The following is a 16,570-nucleotide window of genomic DNA, read 5'->3' on the forward strand; positions in this document are numbered from 1 at the left end:
GCCGCCCCCCCCGCCGGGGGGGGGGGCGCGGGGGGGGGGGGGGGGGCCCCCCCCCCCCCCCGCCCCCCCCCCCCCCCCCCCCCCCGCCCGGGGGGGGGGGGGGGGGGGGGGGGGGGGGGGGGGGGGGGGGGGCCCCCGGGGGGGGGGGCGCCGGCGGCCCCCCCCGACTCGGGGATCGATGCGTCGTTATTCAGCGCTCACTCCCAGCACGGTGTGGGTGAGCTGCGACAGCGGCTCGCTCAGCGCGTTCAGCTGTGCGCCGAGCTCGTTGCGGGCGTCCTGGTCAACGGTCGAGTAGTCGACGAAGCCGTCGTCGTAGTCACCGTACTCGGCGAGCAGATCCAGCATGGCGGCGAACTGCGTGTCGAGCGTCTGCACGAGCTCCGCACCGGCTTCACCCTTCGACTCGGCGATGTTGCGGACGGCCTCGTACGCGACCTGCGCGCCCTCGACGTTTGCCGTGAAGTCGTAGAGGTCGGTGTGCGCGAACTCGTTCTCCTCACCCGGGAGCTTGCCATCGGGTGCCGCGACCTCGTCGAGGAGGCCAATCGCGCCGTTCGTGATGTCGCTGAGGCTCAGCGAGAAGTCGTCCGAGTGCACGAGGTCGTACAGCGAAGTGATGTCTGCCACCAGCTTGTCGCCAAGCTCGGTGCGCTCCGCCGTGGTCAGCGCCACGATCTTCTCGTCCGGGTAGTTTTCGGCGGCCGCGTCGAGCCAGAGATCCATTTCGATGCGGTGGAAGCCGGTGAACGGCAGCCCCTCGGCCTCGGCGCCCGGCTTGCGGTAGTCGATCGCCGGGTCGAGGTCGCCGAACTGCTCGGCGGTCGGCTCGATCCGCTCGTAGCTCACGCGCGCGAGCGGGAACAGTGCCTTCGCCTGCGCGTCGTCGCCGGCGACGTAGGCGTCGACGAACTCCTGGACCTGCGGCAGCAGCTCCGCCGCCTGGCTCTTCACGTACGCGGTGTAGCTGGTGACCGCCGCGGCCTCGCCCTCGGCGTCGTCGGCGCTCGCCTCGACGGTGTCACCCGTGACAGTGAACGCGGTCTGGCCGATCCCGGCGCCCACCATGCCCGGCTTGCACACCGTGAAGTAGTTGCCCGGCTGGGCGACGAGGGTGAGGTCGCGGCTCGCGCCAGGCGCGATGTTCTCGACCTCGCCGATGATGCTCAGCTCGTTCTCCGCGAGCACGTAGAACTCGGTGACCTGCTCCCCCGAGTTGGTGACGGTGAAGGTGATGGGGCCGCTCGCGGCGGTGTCGGCGCTCACGGCGCAGCTGTCGGCACCGGAGTCGACGGTGAGCGCGGCGGCCTCGCCGGTGCCGGCGTTCGGCACACACCCGGTGAGGGTCAGCGCGCCTGCGGCGACGAGGGCGGCGATGGTGAGGGGTCTACAGACGTGCACGGTGGCTCCTAGTTGGCTGGAAGTAGATCGGGAACAGGACGGGGAGCGCGGGCGGGGCGAACCGCGCGGCGCAAGAACAGGGTGAGCGTGGGGATGAGGTACAGGGCGTAGCCGAGCAGCTCAAGCTTGGTCATCTCCGGGGCGAAACCGATGGTGCCCTTGAGGAGGCTGCCGAGCACGCCGTCCGGGGCGATGATGTGCGGGATCCGGAATGCCCACGCCGATTCGCCGTACCAGGCCTGGACGAACGCGCTCGCCCCCTCGGGCGCAGCCGCGAACGGGCCGGGGAGCACGGCGGCCTCCTGCAGATCGTGGATCCCGTAGGCGACAACGCCCGCGGCGAAGACGATGAGCAGCGCCCCGGTCCAGGTGAAGAAGCGGGCGAGATTGACCCGGAGCATGCCGCGGTAGATGAGCCAGCCGAGCGCCACGGCGACGAGGATCCCGCCCACTGCCGCGAGCAGGCCGAGCAGCGGCGCCTCACCCGAGGATCGGGTCGTGGCCCAGATGAAGAGCGCGGTCTCGAGGCCCTCGCGGCCGACCGAGAGGAAGCCAACGAGCACGATCCCCCAGCCGGATCCGGCGATCGCGTCGCCGAGCTGGCCCTCGAGCTCGCTGCGCATCCCCTTAGCGGTGCGCAGCATCCAGAAGACCATCCAGGTGACGAGGCCGACCGCGAGGAGCGACAGTGAGCCGCCGATGATCTCCTGCGCCGTGAACGAGAGCCCGTACGCGCCGAAGGTGAGCACCGCACCGACACCGAGCGAGACCGCCACCGCGAGCGCCACGCCGGCCCAGATGCGCCAGGCGACGTCGCGGCGCCCGATCCGGTTGACGTAGGCGAGCAGTATCCCGACCACGAGCGCGGCCTCAAGCCCCTCGCGCAGGCCGATCAGAAACGTTCCGAGCATGTGTGGCGCTGCCTTGTCTGCGAGAGGTGTGATGATGGTTAGGCAATCCTTACCGGAGCCCGGGATTACATTACTCCCCCGCGGCCCCGGCGACAACTCCGGGCCGGGCACGCGCAAAAAAAAAGACAACCCCCACCGAAGCGGTGGGGGTTGTCTCGCGAGCGACGCGGCTGCGACTACAGTGCGTCGATGTCGATCGTGTGGAGCTCGTCCGCCCCGATCGCAACGCGCAGGCGCGCGATCACGTCGTCGGCAACGGGCGCGTCGACGGAGAGCACCGACAGCGCGGTCCCCTTCTTCTCGTCGCGGGCAATCTGCAGCCCGGCGATGTTGACGCCGGCCTCGCCAAGCTCACTGCCGTACGCCGCGACAATGCCGGGGCGGTCGGTGTAGCTGAACACGATGAGGTGCTCGGGGATCGGCAGCTCGACCTCGTAGCCGTTCACCTCAACGATCTTCTCGATCTGCTTGGGGCCGGTGAGCGTGCCCGAGACCGAGAGCGCGGTGCCATCGGTGAGCGCGCCGCGGATTGTGATCACGTTGCGGTAGCTCTCCGACTGGGCGTCGACCGCGAAGCGCACCTCGACGTTGCGCTGCTCGGCGAGCAGGGGCGCGTTGACGTACGAGACTGGGTCGCTGACCACCTTCGAGAAGATGCCCTTGAGCGCGGCGAGGCGCAGCGCCTCAACGTTGCGCTCGGCGAGCTCGCCGTGCACCTCGATGTCGAGCGAGGCGAGCGGGCCGGCCGCGAGGCCCGCAAACACCTGGCCGAGCTTCTCAGTGAGCGGCAGCCCGGGGCGCACGTACTCGTCGATGACGCCGCCCGCGACGTTAACCGCGTCGGGCACCAGGTCGCCAGCGAGGGCGAGCCGCACCGACTTTGCCACGGACACGCCAGCCTTCTCCTGCGCTTCTTCAGTGGATGCGCCGAGGTGCGGGGTGACGTTGACCGTGGGGAGGCCCGTGAGCGCGGTGTCTGCCGGCGGCTCCTGCACGAACACGTCGAGCGCCGCACCGGCGATCTCGCCAGCCGTGAGTGCCTCCGCGAGCGCCGCTTCGTCGATGAGGCCGCCGCGAGCGACGTTCACGACGTAGGCGGTGCGCTTCATTGCCTTGAGCTGCTCAGCGCCGATCATGCCGAGCGTCTCCGGCGTGCGGGGCATGTGGATCGTGAGGAAGTCGGCGCGCTCAACGAGCTCGTCGAGCGTCACGAGCTGCACCCCGAGCTGCTGGGCGCGCGCCGCCGTGACGTAGGGGTCGTAGGCCACGAGCTCGACTCCGAAGCCGCGGAGCCGCTCAGCGACGAGCGCACCGATCCGGCCGAGGCCGATAATGCCGATCGTCTTCTCGTAGAGCTCGGTACCGGTGAACGACGAGCGCTTCCACTGCCCCACCGAGAGCGAAGCGTGCGCGCGCTGCAGGTGGCGCGCGAGGCCGAGGATGTGCGCGACCGTGAGCTCAGCGGCGCTGATCACGTTCGAGGTCGGCGCGTTGACAACCATGACGCCGGCCTGCGTTGCGGCCTTGATATCAACGTTGTCGAGGCCGACGCCCGCGCGGGCAACCACCTTGAGTTTCGGCGCCCAACCGAGCGCCTCAGCGTCGATCTGCGTAGCGGAGCGCACCAGCACCGCGTCAGCGGTCGCGAGCGCCGAGCGCAGCGCGTCGCGGTCAGTTCCGTCGACGTGCACCACCTCGAAGTCGGGGCCGAGCGCGGCGATTGTGGCGGGTGAGAGTTGTTCGGCGATCAGCACGACCGGCGCAGACATCAAGCGAATCCTTCGGGTCAGCGACAGGGAAACTGCACGAGACTCGCGCAGATTCACCAGTCTACTGCCGCGCCCGGGGCGCACCGCACGCTAGGCGAAATATGACGACTCGGGAATCACATGCATGAGGTCGAGCTGCAGCACGGCGATGACCGCGATGCCTGCGGCCAGCAGCAGGATCCGGATCCCGGCGCGGCGGCCGCGACCCAGCAGCAGCGCCGCAGCCAGCAGGATCAGCGGCATCGCGACGCCGAAGACAAGCCAGATCCAACCGGACACGCTCAGCCCGGTGCCGAGCGCCCCGCTGAGGCCGAGCATTCCGGTGAGGTTTCCCACCCCGGTGACGGTCGCGTAGACGTAGAGCCCTCCGAGAAGGATCCCCACCACCCACGCAAGAACACGCGTGACCATCGTTAGCCTCCCCGGGCGATCAGCATTGGCAGCGGCAGCAGCACGATCGCACCGATGCCGAGCAGGATTGAGAGCCGGGCAGTGCGCCCGCGCCCGCTCAGCGCGAGCGCGGTGAAGAACCACAGCGCCGGCGCGAACGGCGCCGCCCAGAACACGATCTGCTGCAGGATCCCGCCGAGCGAGCCGCTGCCGGCCGCGGTGATGGCGTTCACGGCCGAGTACGCCTGCGCCACGACAAACCAGCCGTATGAGTACAGAAGGTAGAGACCGCCGAACACCCCGAGCGCGACGAGCGCCCCGTTCGAGACCTGGTCGGTGCCCGTCGGTTCCGCTGCGGCATCGGCCGCAAGCGCGGCGGTGCCGTCGGCGTCAGCTTCGGCACCAGCAGCATCGGGCGCAGCCGCTGAGGACTCGGGGCGGGCATCGGGGGCGGCGAGGACGGCTTCGTCAGCATCCGGGGCCTCTGGCTCCCCCTCCACTGTCCAGCCGCTCGCGAGCGCGCTTTCCCGCGGCGCTCGGACCGTCTTCTTTCGCATTGCTCCAGCTTAACTTCGCTCCGCTCTGAGTCACCCGGGAGCCGCCCGCCCGGCGTGTGGCGGGCGGGCAAACGGCGAATTCAGACGCTTCCGCCGGCGCGGCGAGAACTACTACAATTGTGAAAGATCCCACTCAGCACGCACAAAGGAACTCGCGATAGTGACAGAATCTGGCAAGAAGAAGAGCGACGAAGCACCGAAGCTCGGCGCCCCTGCCTGGCAGCCCACAGCCGAGGCGAAGGCCAAGGCGACGCGCTTCCGGTGGATCGCCGCGGCGCTCTGGTTCGTCGCGATCGCGCTCGAGGCTGTGGCGATCTTCTGGCTGCTGCGCCAGCGCGAGTTCGTGGGCGAGGACGGCACCCTGGTGCGCGACCCCGAGACCGGGCTTCTCGAGACGCAGAACGCCACCGCGGTGTTCCCGCAGTGGGCGTTCACGACGCTGCTGATCTCGCTCGTGGTGATCGCGGCACTCGCGATCACCGGCTCCGTGCTCTGGAAGAAAGCGAACCGCCTCGACCCGGCACAGCGGTCCGAGACCGTGCGTTTCTTCGTGCAGAACCAGCTCGGCGCGATCATCTCGATCGTCGCGTTCCTGCCGCTGATCATCCTCATTTTCACCAACAAGGACATGGACGGCAAGCAGAAGGGGATCGCGGGCGCACTCGGCGTAATCCTCGCGGTCGCCGCCACGGCGATCGGCATCGATCTGAACCCGCCGTCGGTTGAGAAGTACACCGCCGACCAGTCGACCGTGATCCAGCTGCTCGGCGCCGACGAGGTCGTGTGGGTCGACGGCGGCAAGGTCTACCACGTCTGCGAGGACGTCTCGGACATTCAGACCGGCAGCGACAAGCGCACCGGCACCACGGCTGAGGCGATCGAGGCCGGGAAGTCGCGCCTGACCCTGAAGTTCGCGAGCGAGCTCCGGGCGTGCGATCTGAACGTGCCGACGAACGCGGCCGAGATTGAGTCGGCGCTCAAGGAAATCCAGGACGGCAGCACCACCACCACGCTCCCCGCGCCGGTGTGGGCGTCGCCGAGCGATGCTCCGATCGTGGTCGAGAACGCCCCGGCGGCCTAGCGCACGCACCACCACACGACGCCCGTGTCGCGTGCCGCACTCCGGCCCGCGACACGGGCGTCGTTGCGCGCGCGCCCCGGCCGCGCCCGCCACCGGGTGCGCCGTGCGAGCGCGCCCTAGGATGAACGAGTGAGCCAGCACCTGTTTGATCTCGATCGGATCGGCGCCGGCCTGCCCGTCGCCGCGGCTCGCGCCGAGCTTGAGCGCGCTGTAGGGACCGGCGCGGCCGTGATCACCGCCCCACCAGGCACCGGCAAGACCACCTACGTGCCGCCGCTCGTTGCGAATCTGCTCGCGCTCGGCGGGCCCGCTGCGGCGGACCCCGGCACGGCAGCAGCGGGCGGCGGGGCACCCGCCCCCGCGGGGCGCGTGCTGCTTAGTCAACCGCGCCGCGTCGCCGTGCGCGCGGCGGCCCGCCGCCTCGCGGGGCTCGACGGGAGCCAGCTCGGCGGGCCGGTCGGTTTCACGGTGCGCGGTGAGCGCGAGGTGAGCCGCAGCACCAGGATCGAGGCGCTCACCCCGGGTGTGCTGCTGCGCCGGCTGCTCGGCGACCCAGAACTGCTCGGCGTCGGCGCCGTGATCCTTGACGAGGTGCATGAGCGCTCCGTCGACGGCGACCTGCTCCTCGGCATGCTCGCCGAGCTGCGCGAGCTGCGCCCCGACCTCACGCTGATCGCAATGTCGGCCACGCTCGACGCGGCCGGCGTCGCCGCACTGCTCGGGGACGCCCCCGTGGTCGCCGTGCCCGCGCTGCTCCACCCCCTCGACGTGGCGTACTCCCCCGCGCCGGCCGCAACGGCCCGGCTCGACGAGCGCGGGGTCACCCGCGACTTCCTCGCGCACGTCGCCCGCGTGGCAATCGCAGAGCAGGCACGGGCCGGCTGCGACGCGCTCGTGTTCCTCCCCGGCGCACGCGAGGTCGACGCCGTGGCGCAGCAGATTCGAGCCGGCACCGCGGGCGGCCCGGCGGCCGAGCGCGTCGAGGTGCTCCCCCTGCACGGCAGGATCTCGGCGCGTGAGCAGGATCGGGCAGTCTCCGGCCGCGCGGCCGGTGATCCCCCGCGGATCGTGGTGAGCACCGCGCTCGCCGAGAGCTCCCTCACCGTGCCCGGGGTGCGGCTGGTGATCGACGCGGGGCTCGCGCGCGAGGTGCGCCGCGACCGCGGCCGCGACATGACGGGGCTCGTCACCGTGAGCGCATCGCGCGCCAGCGCCGAGCAGCGCGCCGGCCGCGCAGCCCGCCAGGGTCCGGGCCGCGCGGTGCGGGCCTACTCGGAGACCGAGTTCGCCCGCATGCCGGCCGCGGCCCCGGCCGAGATCCTCTCCGCCGACCTGCTCGACGCGGCACTCCTCCTCGCGGTCTGGGGCACCCCCGGCGGCGCGGGAATGCGGCTCCTCACCCCGCCCCCACCCGCCGCGATGGCCCAGGCGGTGGCGGGTCTTCACGCGCTCGGGCTCACCGACGCCGCGGGCCGCGCAACACCCCAGGGCAGCGTTGTCGCCGGGCTGCCCGTCGGTGTGCGTGAGGCGCGGGCGCTGCTCTCCGGCGCCGCCGAGCTCGGTGATCCCGCGCGCGCGGCGGAGATCGTCGCCGCGATCTCGGACGACCACCGCCACCCCGGGGCAGATCTCGGTGCGCTCCTGCGGGAGCTGCGCTCCGGGCGGGCGCCCGGCTCCGAGCGCTGGCGGCGGGAGAGCCGCAGACTCGCGCGGATCGCGGCGGAGCAGGCTGCGAAGGGCGCCGGCGCGGCGGGCCAGGCTGCGAGCGGCTCCGGCCCGGCGGGCCGGGCTGGCGCTCCCGAGGCCGTGGCAGCTGCGGCGGCTGTGGCAGCTGTGGCAGCTGCGGGTGCTGTGGACGCCGCGGATGCCCCCGGCGTGGTCACCGCGCTGGCGCGCCCCGAGTGGCTCGCACGTCGCACGGGCGAGCACTCCCGCAGCTACCTGCTCGCGAGCGGGACGCGCGCCGCGCTCCCCGAGGGCAGCGCGCTCCAGGCGAGCGAGTGGCTCGCCGTGCGCGAGGTGCAGCGCGCGGCTGGACGCGCCGCCGACGGCACCGGCGCCGTGATCCGCCTCGCCGCGGCACTCAGCGAGGCAGACACGCTGCGCATCGGTGCCGCGCTGCGCACGAGCGAGCGCGCCGCACGGGTCGCGGACGGCCGTGTCCGAGTGCAGGAGCAGCGGCGGCTCGGCGCGATCCTGCTGTCGTCGAGCCCCGCGACCCCCGGGCCAGACGACACCGCACCGGCGTTCGCCGCGCACCTGCGCGAGGCCGGCCTCGCCGCGCTGCGCTGGACCGACGCCGCCGAGGCGCTGCGCGGGCGACTCGGCCTGCTGCACCGTGAGCTTGGCGCACCCTGGCCCGCGATGGACGACGCCGCCCTACTGACCGGGGTTACCGACTGGCTCGGCCCAGATCTCGCGCGGCTCGGGCCGCGCTCCTCGCTGCACGGCATCGACGTGGCGGGCGCACTGCGCCGCCTCCTCCCCTGGCCGGAGGCGGCGCAGCTTGACGCACTCGCTCCCGAGCAGCTCGCGGTTCCCTCCGGGTCGCGCGTGCGCATTGCGTACCCGGCGCCGGACGATCCGAGCGGCCGCCCCGTGGTCGCCGTCAAGCTGCAGGAGCTGTTCGGCTTCGCGCAGACCCCGCGGATCGCCGACGGGCGCGTGCCGATCCTGTTCCACCTGCTCTCCCCCGCGCGCAAGCCGCTCGCGGTGACCGACGACCTCGCCTCGTTCTGGAACGGGCCGTACCAGGACGTGCGGCGCGAGATGCGCGGCCGCTACCCGAAGCACCCGTGGCCCGAGGACCCCTGGACTGCCGAGGCGACCGCCCGCACGAAGCGCGCGACCCGGGGGTAGGACGCGGGCCCGTGCCCGTGAGCGCCCGGGCCTGAACTCACCCGCGCCCGCCCTGGCCCAGGCCCCCAGCTCCCCAGACGCCCGAGTGTACGCAAAAGCCCCCTTCGCGTGACGCGAAGGGGGCTTTTGGCTCCACTCAAGGGAGGCAAGCTCACTCGAGGGAGGCAAGCCCCGCCCGAGTGGAGCCAAGCAAGCTGGGCGCTTAGCGCGCGGCGCTGCCGTCGACGTAGTCGGAGTCGGTCTGCTTCCATGCGAAGAGCCCGCGCAGCTCGCGGCCCGTCGACTCGATCGGGTGCTTCTCGGCCTTGGCGCGGAGCTCCAGGAACTCCTTGCCGCCGTTGTCCTGATCCTCAATGAAGCGCTTCGCGAACGCACCCGACTGGATGTCGGCGAGCACGGCCTTCATGTTCTCCTTGACGGAGGGGTCAACGACGCGGGGGCCGGAGACGTAGTCGCCGTACTCAGCGGTGTCGGAGACCGACCAGCGCTGCTTGGCGATGCCGCCCTCCCACATGAGGTCGACGATCAGCTTCAGCTCGTGGAGCACCTCGAAGTAGGCGATCTCGGGCTGGTAGCCGGCCTCGGTGAGCGTCTCGAAGCCGTACTGGACGAGCTGCGAGGTGCCACCGCAGAGCACTGCCTGCTCGCCGAAGAGATCCGTCTCGGTCTCCTCGGTGAAGGTGGTCTTGATGACGCCGGCGCGGGTGCCACCGATCGCCTTCGCGTACGATTTCGCGGTGTCCCAGGCGGTGCCCGTCGCGTCGACCTCGACCGCGATGATGTCGGGGATGCCGCGGCCGGCCTCGAACTCGCGGCGCACGGTGTGGCCGGGAGCCTTCGGGGCGACGAGGATCACGTCAACGCCCTCGGGCGCCTCGATGTAGCCGAAGCGGATGTTGAAGCCGTGGGCAAACGCGAGGGTCTTGCCCGCGGTCAGCTGGTCCTTGATCGACTCGGTGTAGATCGTGCGCTGGTACTGATCCGGCGCGAGGATCATGATGAGGTCGGCCCAGGCCGCCGCGTCGGCAACGGTCTTGACCTCGAACCCGGCCTCTTCGGCCTTCTGGATCGACTTCGACCCTTCCTTGAGCGCGATAACAACCTCGACGCCCGAGTCGCGCAGGTTCATCGCGTGTGCGTGCCCCTGGGAGCCGTAGCCGACGACGGCTACCTTCTTGCCCTGGATGATCGACAGGTCTGCGTCAGCGTCGTAGTACATCTCAGCCACTTGGATTTCTCCTCTAGTTGTTGGTTCGGTTCTGCGCGGTCGCGCAAGCTATGCGGGTCGCCGGCGGCGACGGCCCGGCTAGTTCTTAAACACTCGTTCGGTAATCGACTTGGATCCGCGGCCCATGGCGATCAGCCCGGACTGCGCGATTTCCTTGATGCCGTACTGCTCAAGCACCTTCAGGAACGCCTCGATCTTGCCGGAGTCGCCCGTGACCTCGATGGTGAGGGCGTCGGGGACGACGTCGACCACGCGCGCGCGGAACAGGTTGACCGCCTCGAGCACGTGCGAGCGCGTCTGGTTGTCGGCGCGCACCTTGATCAGCACGTGTTCGCGCTGCACGGAGCTTGCTTCGTCCAGCTCAACGATCTTGATCACGTTGACGAGCTTGTTGAGCTGCTTCGTGAGCTGCTCAAGCAGGGTTTCGTCTTCGTCGACCACGACGGTGATGCGGGACAGGCCACGCATCTCGGTCGGGCCGACCGCGAGCGATTCGATGTTGAAGCCACGGCGGGCGAAGAGGCCCGCAACGCGGGTCAGCAGGCCGGGCTTGTCCTCCACGAGGAGGCTGAGAACGCGACGGCTCATGGTTACTCTCCCTCCCACTCAGGGGCGTGCTCAAGTGCGTACTGAATATCGCTGTTCGAGGTGCCCTGGCGGACCATGGGCCACACCATTGCGTCGGCGCTCACCACGAAGTCGATCACCACGGGGCGATCGTTCGTCTCGAGCGCGAGCTTGATCGCGTCGTCGAGCTGATCCTCACGCTCCACCCGGATCGCGAGGCAACCGTACGCCTCACCGAGCTTCACGAAATCGGGGACGCGCTGCGAGCCGTGCCCGGTGTTGAGCTCGGTGTTCGAGTAGCGGCCGTCGTAGATCAGCGTCTGCCACTGCCGCACCATGCCGAGCGACGAGTTGTTGATGACCGCGACCTTGATCGGGATGTTGTTCACCACGCAGGTGGCGAGCTCCTGATTGGTCATCTGGAAGCAGCCGTCGCCGTCGATCGCCCACACGACGCGATCCGACTCGGCGACCTTGGCGCCCATCGCGGCCGGGACCGCGTAGCCCATCGTGCCCGCGCCGCCCGAGTTGAGCCAGGAGTTGGGGCGCTCATACTTGATGAACTGCGCCGCCCACATCTGGTGCTGCCCCACCCCGGCGGCGTACACGCCCTCCGGGCCGGTGAGCTCGCCAATGCGCTGGATGACCTGCTGCGGGGAGAGCAGTCCGTCGCTCGTGGACTGGTAGCCGAGCGGGAACTTCTCCTGCAGCATGCGCAGCCGGTCCCACCACGCGGAGGTGTCGGCGCAGTCGCGGCTCACCTTCTCAGTGGACACGGCGGCGATGAGGTCGGCGATCACCTCGGCGGCGTCACCCACGATCGGCACATCAGCGGCGCGGATCTTGCCGATCTCGGCCGGATCGATGTCTGCGTGGATCACCTTGGCGTCGGGGGCGAACAGCGCCGCCTTGCCGGTCACGCGATCGTCGAAGCGAGCGCCGAGTGTGATGAGCAGGTCCGCCTCCTGCAGCGCCAGCACCGCGGGAACGGTGCCGTGCATGCCGGGCATCCCGAGGTGCTGCGGGTGCGAGTCGGGGAAGACGCCGCGGGCCATCAGCGTGGTCACCACGGGAGCCCCGACCAGCTCGACGAGCTGCAGCAGCTCTTCAGAGGCGCCGGCGCGGCCGACGCCGCCACCCACGTAAAACACGGGCCGCTCAGCGGCGGCAATGAGATCGGCTGCCGCCTGAATCTGCTTGCTGTTCGCCTTGGTGATGGGCCGGTAGCCGGCAAGGTCGACCTGCGGGTTCCACTCGAAGTCGAGCAGCCCCTCCTGCGCGTCCTTCGTGATGTCCACGAGCACCGGGCCGGGCCGCCCCGTGGAGGCGAGGTGGTACGCGGCTGCGATCGCCTCGGGGATCTCAGCTGCGGTCTTTACCAGGAACGAGTGCTTCGTGATCGGCATCGTGATGCCGACGATGTCCGCTTCCTGGAACGCGTCAGTGCCCATGAGGTGCGAAAACACCTGTCCGGTGATCGCGAGCAGCGGGACCGAGTCCATGTAGGCGTCGGCGATCGCGGTGACGAGGTTCGTGGCGCCGGGCCCGGAGGTGGCGATGCACACGCCGACCTCGCCGCTCGCGGCCGCGTACCCCTCGGCGGCGTGGCCGCCGCCCTGCTCGTGGCGCACGAGGATGTGGCGCAGCTGGCTCGCGTCCATGAGCGCGTCGTACAGCGGGAGGACGGCGCCGCCGGGCAGCCCGAACACGTTGGGAACGCCCAGCGCCTCAAGGCTACGAACGACAGCCTGCGCACCGGACATGCGCTCGCCGCGCACCGCGGCAGCCGGTATCGGTGGAGTGTGACTCGATTCCAAGGTCATTGCTTGCTTTCGTGGTCGAATGTCTGACGCGATACACAGCGCGGCGGCTCCGTGGTCGAAACTCACGAAGCCGTCGCGCACGAGGTGTTAGCCGGTGACGGCGCCTTCGGAGGCGGACCGAACCAGCTTGGAGTACTTTGCGAGTACGCCGCGCGTGTATCGCGGGGGAAGCGGGGCCCAGTTTTCTCGGCGGGCCTCAAGCTCAGCGGGTTCTACCAGCAGATCGAGCGTTCGAGCGGCGATATCGACCCGAATCAGGTCACCGTCGCGGACCAGGGCGACCGGACCGCCGTCCGTAGCCTCTGGTGCAATGTGGCCGATGCACAGGCCGGTTGTGCCGCCTGAGAATCGTCCGTCAGTCAATAGTAGTACATCTTTTCCGAGTCCAGCGCCCTTGATCGCCGCGGTGATCGCCAGCATCTCGCGCATTCCGGGGCCACCCTTCGGCCCCTCGTAGCGGATGACGACGATATCGCCCTTCGAGATCTTGCCCTCGGTGAGCGCGTCCATTGCGGCACGCTCCCGGTCGAACACCCGGGCGGGGCCCTCGAACAGCTCGGCGTCGAAGCCGGCCGTCTTCACGACCGCACCCTCGGGCGCGAGCGATCCGTGCAGCACCGTCAGCCCGCCGGTCGCGTGGATCGGGTCGTCGAGCTGGTGAATCACCTCGCCGTCGATCGGGTCGGGATTCAGCTCGGCGAGGTTCTCCGCCATGGTCTTCCCGGTCACGGTCATCACGTCGCCGTGGAGCAGCCCGGCATCGAGCAGGGCCTTCAGGATCACCGGGACGCCGCCCTGGCGATCGATGTCGGCCATCACGTACTTACCGAAGGGCTTCATGTCCGCGAGGTGCGGTACCTTCTCGCCAATGCGGTTGAAGTCGTCGAGCGTGAGGTCAACCTCGGCCTCGCGCGCGATTGCAAGCAGGTGCAGCACCGCGTTCGTCGAGCCGCCGTACGCCATGAGCAGCGTGATCGCGTTCTCGAACGCCTTCTTGGTGAGGATGTCGCGCGCGGTGATCCCAAGGCGCAGCATGTTGACCACGGCCTCGCCCGAGCGGTGCGCGAAGTAGTCGCGGCGGCGATCGGCCGACGGCGGGGCGGCGGATCCGGGCAGGCTCATGCCGAGCGCCTCGGCGATCGACGCCATCGTGTTTGCCGTGTACATGCCGCCGCAGGCGCCCTCGCCCGGAGCGATCGCGCACTCGATGCGCTTGAGGTCTTCCTCAGACATGGTGCCGGCCTTGCACGCACCGACTGCCTCGAAGGCGTCAATGATCGTGACTTCCTTCTCCGTGCCGTCGGTCAGCTTGACCCAGCCCGGCGCGATCGAGCCCGCGTACAGGAACACGCTCGCGAGGTCGAGGCGAGCCGCGGCCATCAGCATCCCCGGAAGCGACTTGTCGCAACCGGCGAGCAGCACAGTCCCGTCAAGGCGCTCGGCCATCACGACGGTCTCGACCGAATCGGTAATGACCTCGCGCGAGACGAGCGAGAAGTGCATCCCCTCGTGCCCCATCGAGATCCCGTCCGAGACGGAGATCGTGCCAAACTGCAGCGGGTACCCGCCGCCGGAGTGGACGCCCTCCTTCGCGCCCTGAGCCAGGCGATCAAGGCTCAGGTTGCAGGGGGTGATTTCGTTCCACGAGGAAGCAATGCCGATCTGGGGCTTATCCCAGTCTTCATCGCCCATGCCAACCGCACGAAGCATGCCTCGCGCAGCGGCCTTTTCGATTCCATCGGTGACGTCGCGGCTTCGCGGCTTCATGTCAATCTCTGCCATGAGCCAAGTCTATGCCCTCGCACATGCCTCGCCGCGGACGTCAACCCGCCCGAAATACACGAAAGCACCGCGAGCGAGCGCCCGCGGTGCTTTCGTGCGTGATGAGGGTTACTTTCCGATCGCGGGCAGGATCGCGAACGGGATCAGGAAGCCCACAACGGTCGCGGCGAGGCCGCCGGCGAAGAGGCCGAGCTCAACCGTGGCGCCGGCCGAGGGGTTGAACCCGTAGCTCATCATGACGAAGCCGCCGAGCGTGAGCACGAGCGAGAGCACGAACATGATCGCGGTGATCGCGCTCACACCACCCCGCGAGCTTTCCTCGAACAGCGCACCATTGTCCTGCGAGCTCATACGCCCACTCCTTACACTCCGTCGGTGCGGGAGTCCCCGCAATGCCACTCTCCGCTTGCGCGGAGTCCTGGCACCTAGGCTATCGCAAACGCGCGCGTTCGACCCAAGCCGCAGTAGGCTGATCAGCACACTACGAGACGGGAGGCCACGTGGCGATCGGGAAGTACCTCACCAGCCCCGCGGTGCTCGGCGCCGCGCTCGGCGCCGTCGGAACCGCACGACGCGCCGGCGGGATGCCCCGCGATTGGCGTCGGTTTATCGTCTGGGGCGTCTGGCTTGGGGGCCTCGCCCTCGCGGTCGCGAGCGTCGCAATGCAAGATCAGGATCAAGAATTCGAAGTCGAGAAAAAGTCACGCTGACACACTTTCGTCGAAGCGGCTACACTTGGCCGCGGTGCGTCGGGAAGTCTGGTCGACAGTTGAGATAGCTGTCCCCAAACGAAGGCGAGATACATGAGCCAGTCACCCCTCACCCCCGCACCACAGCCGCGGCGCCGCCGCCGCACACTCTCGCTCGTCAGCAAGCGCGAGGCCGCACGCATCAGCCGCCTGCTCCGCGCCGAGGTCGTCGGTGGCGTGATCGTCATGATTGCCGCCCTGATCGGGTTCATCGCCGCGAACAGCCCCCTCGCGGACGGGTACTTCGCGCTGCGCGACACAAAGATCGGCCCCGAAGCACTCGGACTGCACCTCAGTCTGGGCCACTGGTCATCTGACGGCCTGCTCGCGATCTTCTTCTTCATGGTGGGGCTCGAGCTGAAGCGCGAATTCGTTTCCGGCGCCCTCAGCAAGTTCTCGACGGCGATCGTGCCGGTCGCCGCAGCCTTCGGCGGGGTGGCGATCCCCGCGCTCCTGTTCGTCGCGTTCACGGCCGGCACGCCAGCCGTACACGGCTGGGCGATCCCCACCGCAACGGACATCGCGTTCGCCGTCGCGGTGCTGGGTCTCATCGCGCCACGGATCCCGCCGGCGCTGCGCATGTTCCTCCTCACCCTCGCGGTCGTCGACGACCTGATCGCGATCACGATCATCGCGGTCTTCTACACCGAGAACATCCAGCTCCTCCCCCTCGCGCTCGCGCTCATTCCGCTCGCGCTGTACGCGTTCATCGCCCGCCGATTCGCCGCGCCGCTCGCGCGCTCAACCTTCGGCCCCTGGCTGATCCTGCTCCCCCTCGGCATCGTGGTGTGGTCACTGTTCCTCGCCTCGGGCATCCACGCCACGATCGCGGGCGTGGTGCTCGCGTTCCTCATCCCCGTGAACGGGCGGCAGGGCACCCAGCTCGCCGAGACGTTTGAGCACCGCTTCCGCCCGCTCTCGACCGGGATCGCGGTCCCGATCTTCGCGTTCTTCGCCGCCGGAGTCGCGGTCGGCGGGGCCTCACGGTTCCCGCTCGACCCGATCGCGCTCGGCATCATGGTCGGCCTCGTGATCGGCAAGCCGATCGGCATCACGCTCGTGACGTGGCTCCTCACAAAATTCACGCGGGCGGAGCTTGACTCCGCGATCGCGTGGCGCGAGCTCATCGGGGTCGGCGCGCTCGCCGGCGTGGGCTTCACGGTGTCGCTCCTCGTCACCGAGCTCAGCTTCTCTGATCAGGCCGACGCCGATACCGCCCGGCTCGCGGTCATGGCCGGCTCCGTCATCGCGGTCGCGGTCTCCGCTGCCTTCCTCGTGCGCCGCCCCAAAGCGCGCCCCAAAGCCAGCCCCGCCCCGCCCGCACCAGCGGCCTGAGCGCCGCGCACGGTCGCGACGCGCGCGGGATGACCACCTGGATTTGAGCGCCGCGTCGCGATCGTGTTAGAGTTTCATCCGTTGCGCAGAGAGCTTGCCCCTCTGATCAGCAGCGAAT

At 69.7% G+C, this 16,570-nt stretch carries 14 protein-coding genes; 4 read left to right on the top strand and 10 right to left on the bottom strand.

From position 1 onward, the window contains the following. Nucleotides 1-186 precede the first annotated feature (186 nt). From efeO to EV139_RS06410, 5 genes are all read right to left on the bottom strand, one after another. On the bottom strand, nucleotides 187-1,401 hold the full coding sequence (gene efeO / locus EV139_RS06390) for an iron uptake system protein EfeO (protein WP_130453524.1): 1,215 nt from the start codon (nucleotides 1,399-1,401) through the stop codon (nucleotides 187-189). Nucleotides 1,402-1,409: 8 nt separating this feature from the next. After that, on the bottom strand, nucleotides 1,410-2,312 hold the full coding sequence (gene efeU / locus EV139_RS06395; protein ID WP_130453525.1) for an iron uptake transporter permease EfeU: 903 nt from the start codon (nucleotides 2,310-2,312) through the stop codon (nucleotides 1,410-1,412). Between the two features lie 176 nt (nucleotides 2,313-2,488). Beyond that, complete coding sequence (gene serA, locus EV139_RS06400; protein WP_130453526.1) at nucleotides 2,489-4,081, bottom strand: phosphoglycerate dehydrogenase; 1,593 nt, start codon at nucleotides 4,079-4,081, stop codon at nucleotides 2,489-2,491. A gap of 90 nt (nucleotides 4,082-4,171) precedes the next feature. Beyond that, nucleotides 4,172-4,492, bottom strand: a complete 321-nt coding sequence (locus tag EV139_RS06405; protein WP_130453527.1) for a hypothetical protein — start codon at nucleotides 4,490-4,492, stop codon at nucleotides 4,172-4,174. A 2-nt stretch (nucleotides 4,493-4,494) separates the two neighbouring features. Next, the gene (locus tag EV139_RS06410) at nucleotides 4,495-5,028 is read right to left on the bottom strand and encodes a hypothetical protein (RefSeq protein ID WP_130453528.1); all 534 of its coding nucleotides are present in this window, start codon (nucleotides 5,026-5,028) and stop codon (nucleotides 4,495-4,497) included. A gap of 160 nt (nucleotides 5,029-5,188) precedes the next feature. Here EV139_RS06410 and EV139_RS06415 point away from each other — a divergent pair, with 160 nt between their 5' ends. Both EV139_RS06415 and hrpB read left to right on the top strand, forming a co-directional pair. Then, nucleotides 5,189-6,109 carry a hypothetical protein gene (locus EV139_RS06415; protein ID WP_237464410.1) on the top strand — a complete coding sequence of 307 codons (921 nt, stop codon included), beginning with the start codon at nucleotides 5,189-5,191 and terminating at the stop codon, nucleotides 6,107-6,109. Nucleotides 6,110-6,238: 129 nt separating this feature from the next. Next, nucleotides 6,239-8,968, top strand: a complete 2,730-nt coding sequence (gene hrpB / locus EV139_RS06420; RefSeq protein WP_130453530.1) for an ATP-dependent helicase HrpB — start codon at nucleotides 6,239-6,241, stop codon at nucleotides 8,966-8,968. 202 nt (nucleotides 8,969-9,170) lie between these two features. Here hrpB and ilvC read toward each other — a convergent pair whose 3' ends face one another. From ilvC to EV139_RS06445, 5 genes are all read right to left on the bottom strand, one after another. After that, a complete protein-coding gene (gene ilvC, locus EV139_RS06425) occupies nucleotides 9,171-10,187 on the bottom strand; it encodes a ketol-acid reductoisomerase (RefSeq protein ID WP_237464802.1) in 1,017 nt (338 codons plus the stop codon). Between the two features lie 87 nt (nucleotides 10,188-10,274). Beyond that, nucleotides 10,275-10,784 carry an acetolactate synthase small subunit gene (ilvN, locus tag EV139_RS06430; RefSeq protein ID WP_130453532.1) on the bottom strand — a complete coding sequence of 170 codons (510 nt, stop codon included), beginning with the start codon at nucleotides 10,782-10,784 and terminating at the stop codon, nucleotides 10,275-10,277. 2 nt (nucleotides 10,785-10,786) lie between these two features. Then, entirely contained in the window at nucleotides 10,787-12,526 is a 1,740-nt protein-coding gene (locus tag EV139_RS06435; protein ID WP_237464412.1) for an acetolactate synthase large subunit, read from the bottom strand. 147 nt (nucleotides 12,527-12,673) lie between these two features. Then, a complete protein-coding gene (gene ilvD, locus EV139_RS06440) occupies nucleotides 12,674-14,368 on the bottom strand; it encodes a dihydroxy-acid dehydratase (protein ID WP_130453534.1) in 1,695 nt (564 codons plus the stop codon). A 108-nt stretch (nucleotides 14,369-14,476) separates the two neighbouring features. Further along, on the bottom strand, nucleotides 14,477-14,719 hold the full coding sequence (locus EV139_RS06445) for a hypothetical protein (protein ID WP_130453535.1): 243 nt from the start codon (nucleotides 14,717-14,719) through the stop codon (nucleotides 14,477-14,479). A gap of 149 nt (nucleotides 14,720-14,868) precedes the next feature. Here EV139_RS06445 and EV139_RS06450 point away from each other — a divergent pair, with 149 nt between their 5' ends. Both EV139_RS06450 and nhaA read left to right on the top strand, forming a co-directional pair. After that, the gene (locus EV139_RS06450) at nucleotides 14,869-15,078 is read left to right on the top strand and encodes a hypothetical protein (RefSeq protein ID WP_130453536.1); all 210 of its coding nucleotides are present in this window, start codon (nucleotides 14,869-14,871) and stop codon (nucleotides 15,076-15,078) included. A gap of 93 nt (nucleotides 15,079-15,171) precedes the next feature. Then, nucleotides 15,172-16,452, top strand: coding sequence for a Na+/H+ antiporter NhaA (gene nhaA / locus EV139_RS06455; RefSeq protein WP_130453537.1), 1,281 nt, complete (start codon nucleotides 15,172-15,174; stop codon nucleotides 16,450-16,452). The last annotated feature ends 118 nt before the right edge of the window (nucleotides 16,453-16,570 follow it).

Source organism: Leucobacter luti (genome assembly GCF_004217175.1).
GTDB classification, from domain to species: domain Bacteria; phylum Actinomycetota; class Actinomycetes; order Actinomycetales; family Microbacteriaceae; genus Leucobacter; species Leucobacter luti.

Excerpts from the sequence above, each read along its gene's own strand:
- efeU (WP_130453525.1), bottom strand. The coding sequence starts at position 2,312 with ATGCTCGGAACGTTTCTGATCGGCCTGCGCGAGGGGCTTGAGGCCGCG.
- serA (WP_130453526.1), bottom strand. The coding sequence starts at position 4,081 with ATGTCTGCGCCGGTCGTGCTGATCGCCGAACAACTCTCACCCGCCACA.
- EV139_RS06405 (WP_130453527.1), bottom strand. The coding sequence starts at position 4,492 with ATGGTCACGCGTGTTCTTGCGTGGGTGGTGGGGATCCTTCTCGGAGGG.
- EV139_RS06410 (WP_130453528.1), bottom strand. The coding sequence starts at position 5,028 with ATGCGAAAGAAGACGGTCCGAGCGCCGCGGGAAAGCGCGCTCGCGAGC.
- ilvC (WP_237464802.1), bottom strand. The coding sequence starts at position 10,187 with ATGTACTACGACGCTGACGCAGACCTGTCGATCATCCAGGGCAAGAAG.
- ilvN (WP_130453532.1), bottom strand. The coding sequence starts at position 10,784 with ATGAGCCGTCGCGTTCTCAGCCTCCTCGTGGAGGACAAGCCCGGCCTG.
- EV139_RS06435 (WP_237464412.1), bottom strand. The coding sequence starts at position 12,526 with ATGTCCGGTGCGCAGGCTGTCGTTCGTAGCCTTGAGGCGCTGGGCGTT.
- ilvD (WP_130453534.1), bottom strand. The coding sequence starts at position 14,368 with ATGGCAGAGATTGACATGAAGCCGCGAAGCCGCGACGTCACCGATGGA.
- EV139_RS06445 (WP_130453535.1), bottom strand. The coding sequence starts at position 14,719 with ATGAGCTCGCAGGACAATGGTGCGCTGTTCGAGGAAAGCTCGCGGGGT.
- nhaA (WP_130453537.1), top strand. The coding sequence starts at position 15,172 with ATGAGCCAGTCACCCCTCACCCCCGCACCACAGCCGCGGCGCCGCCGC.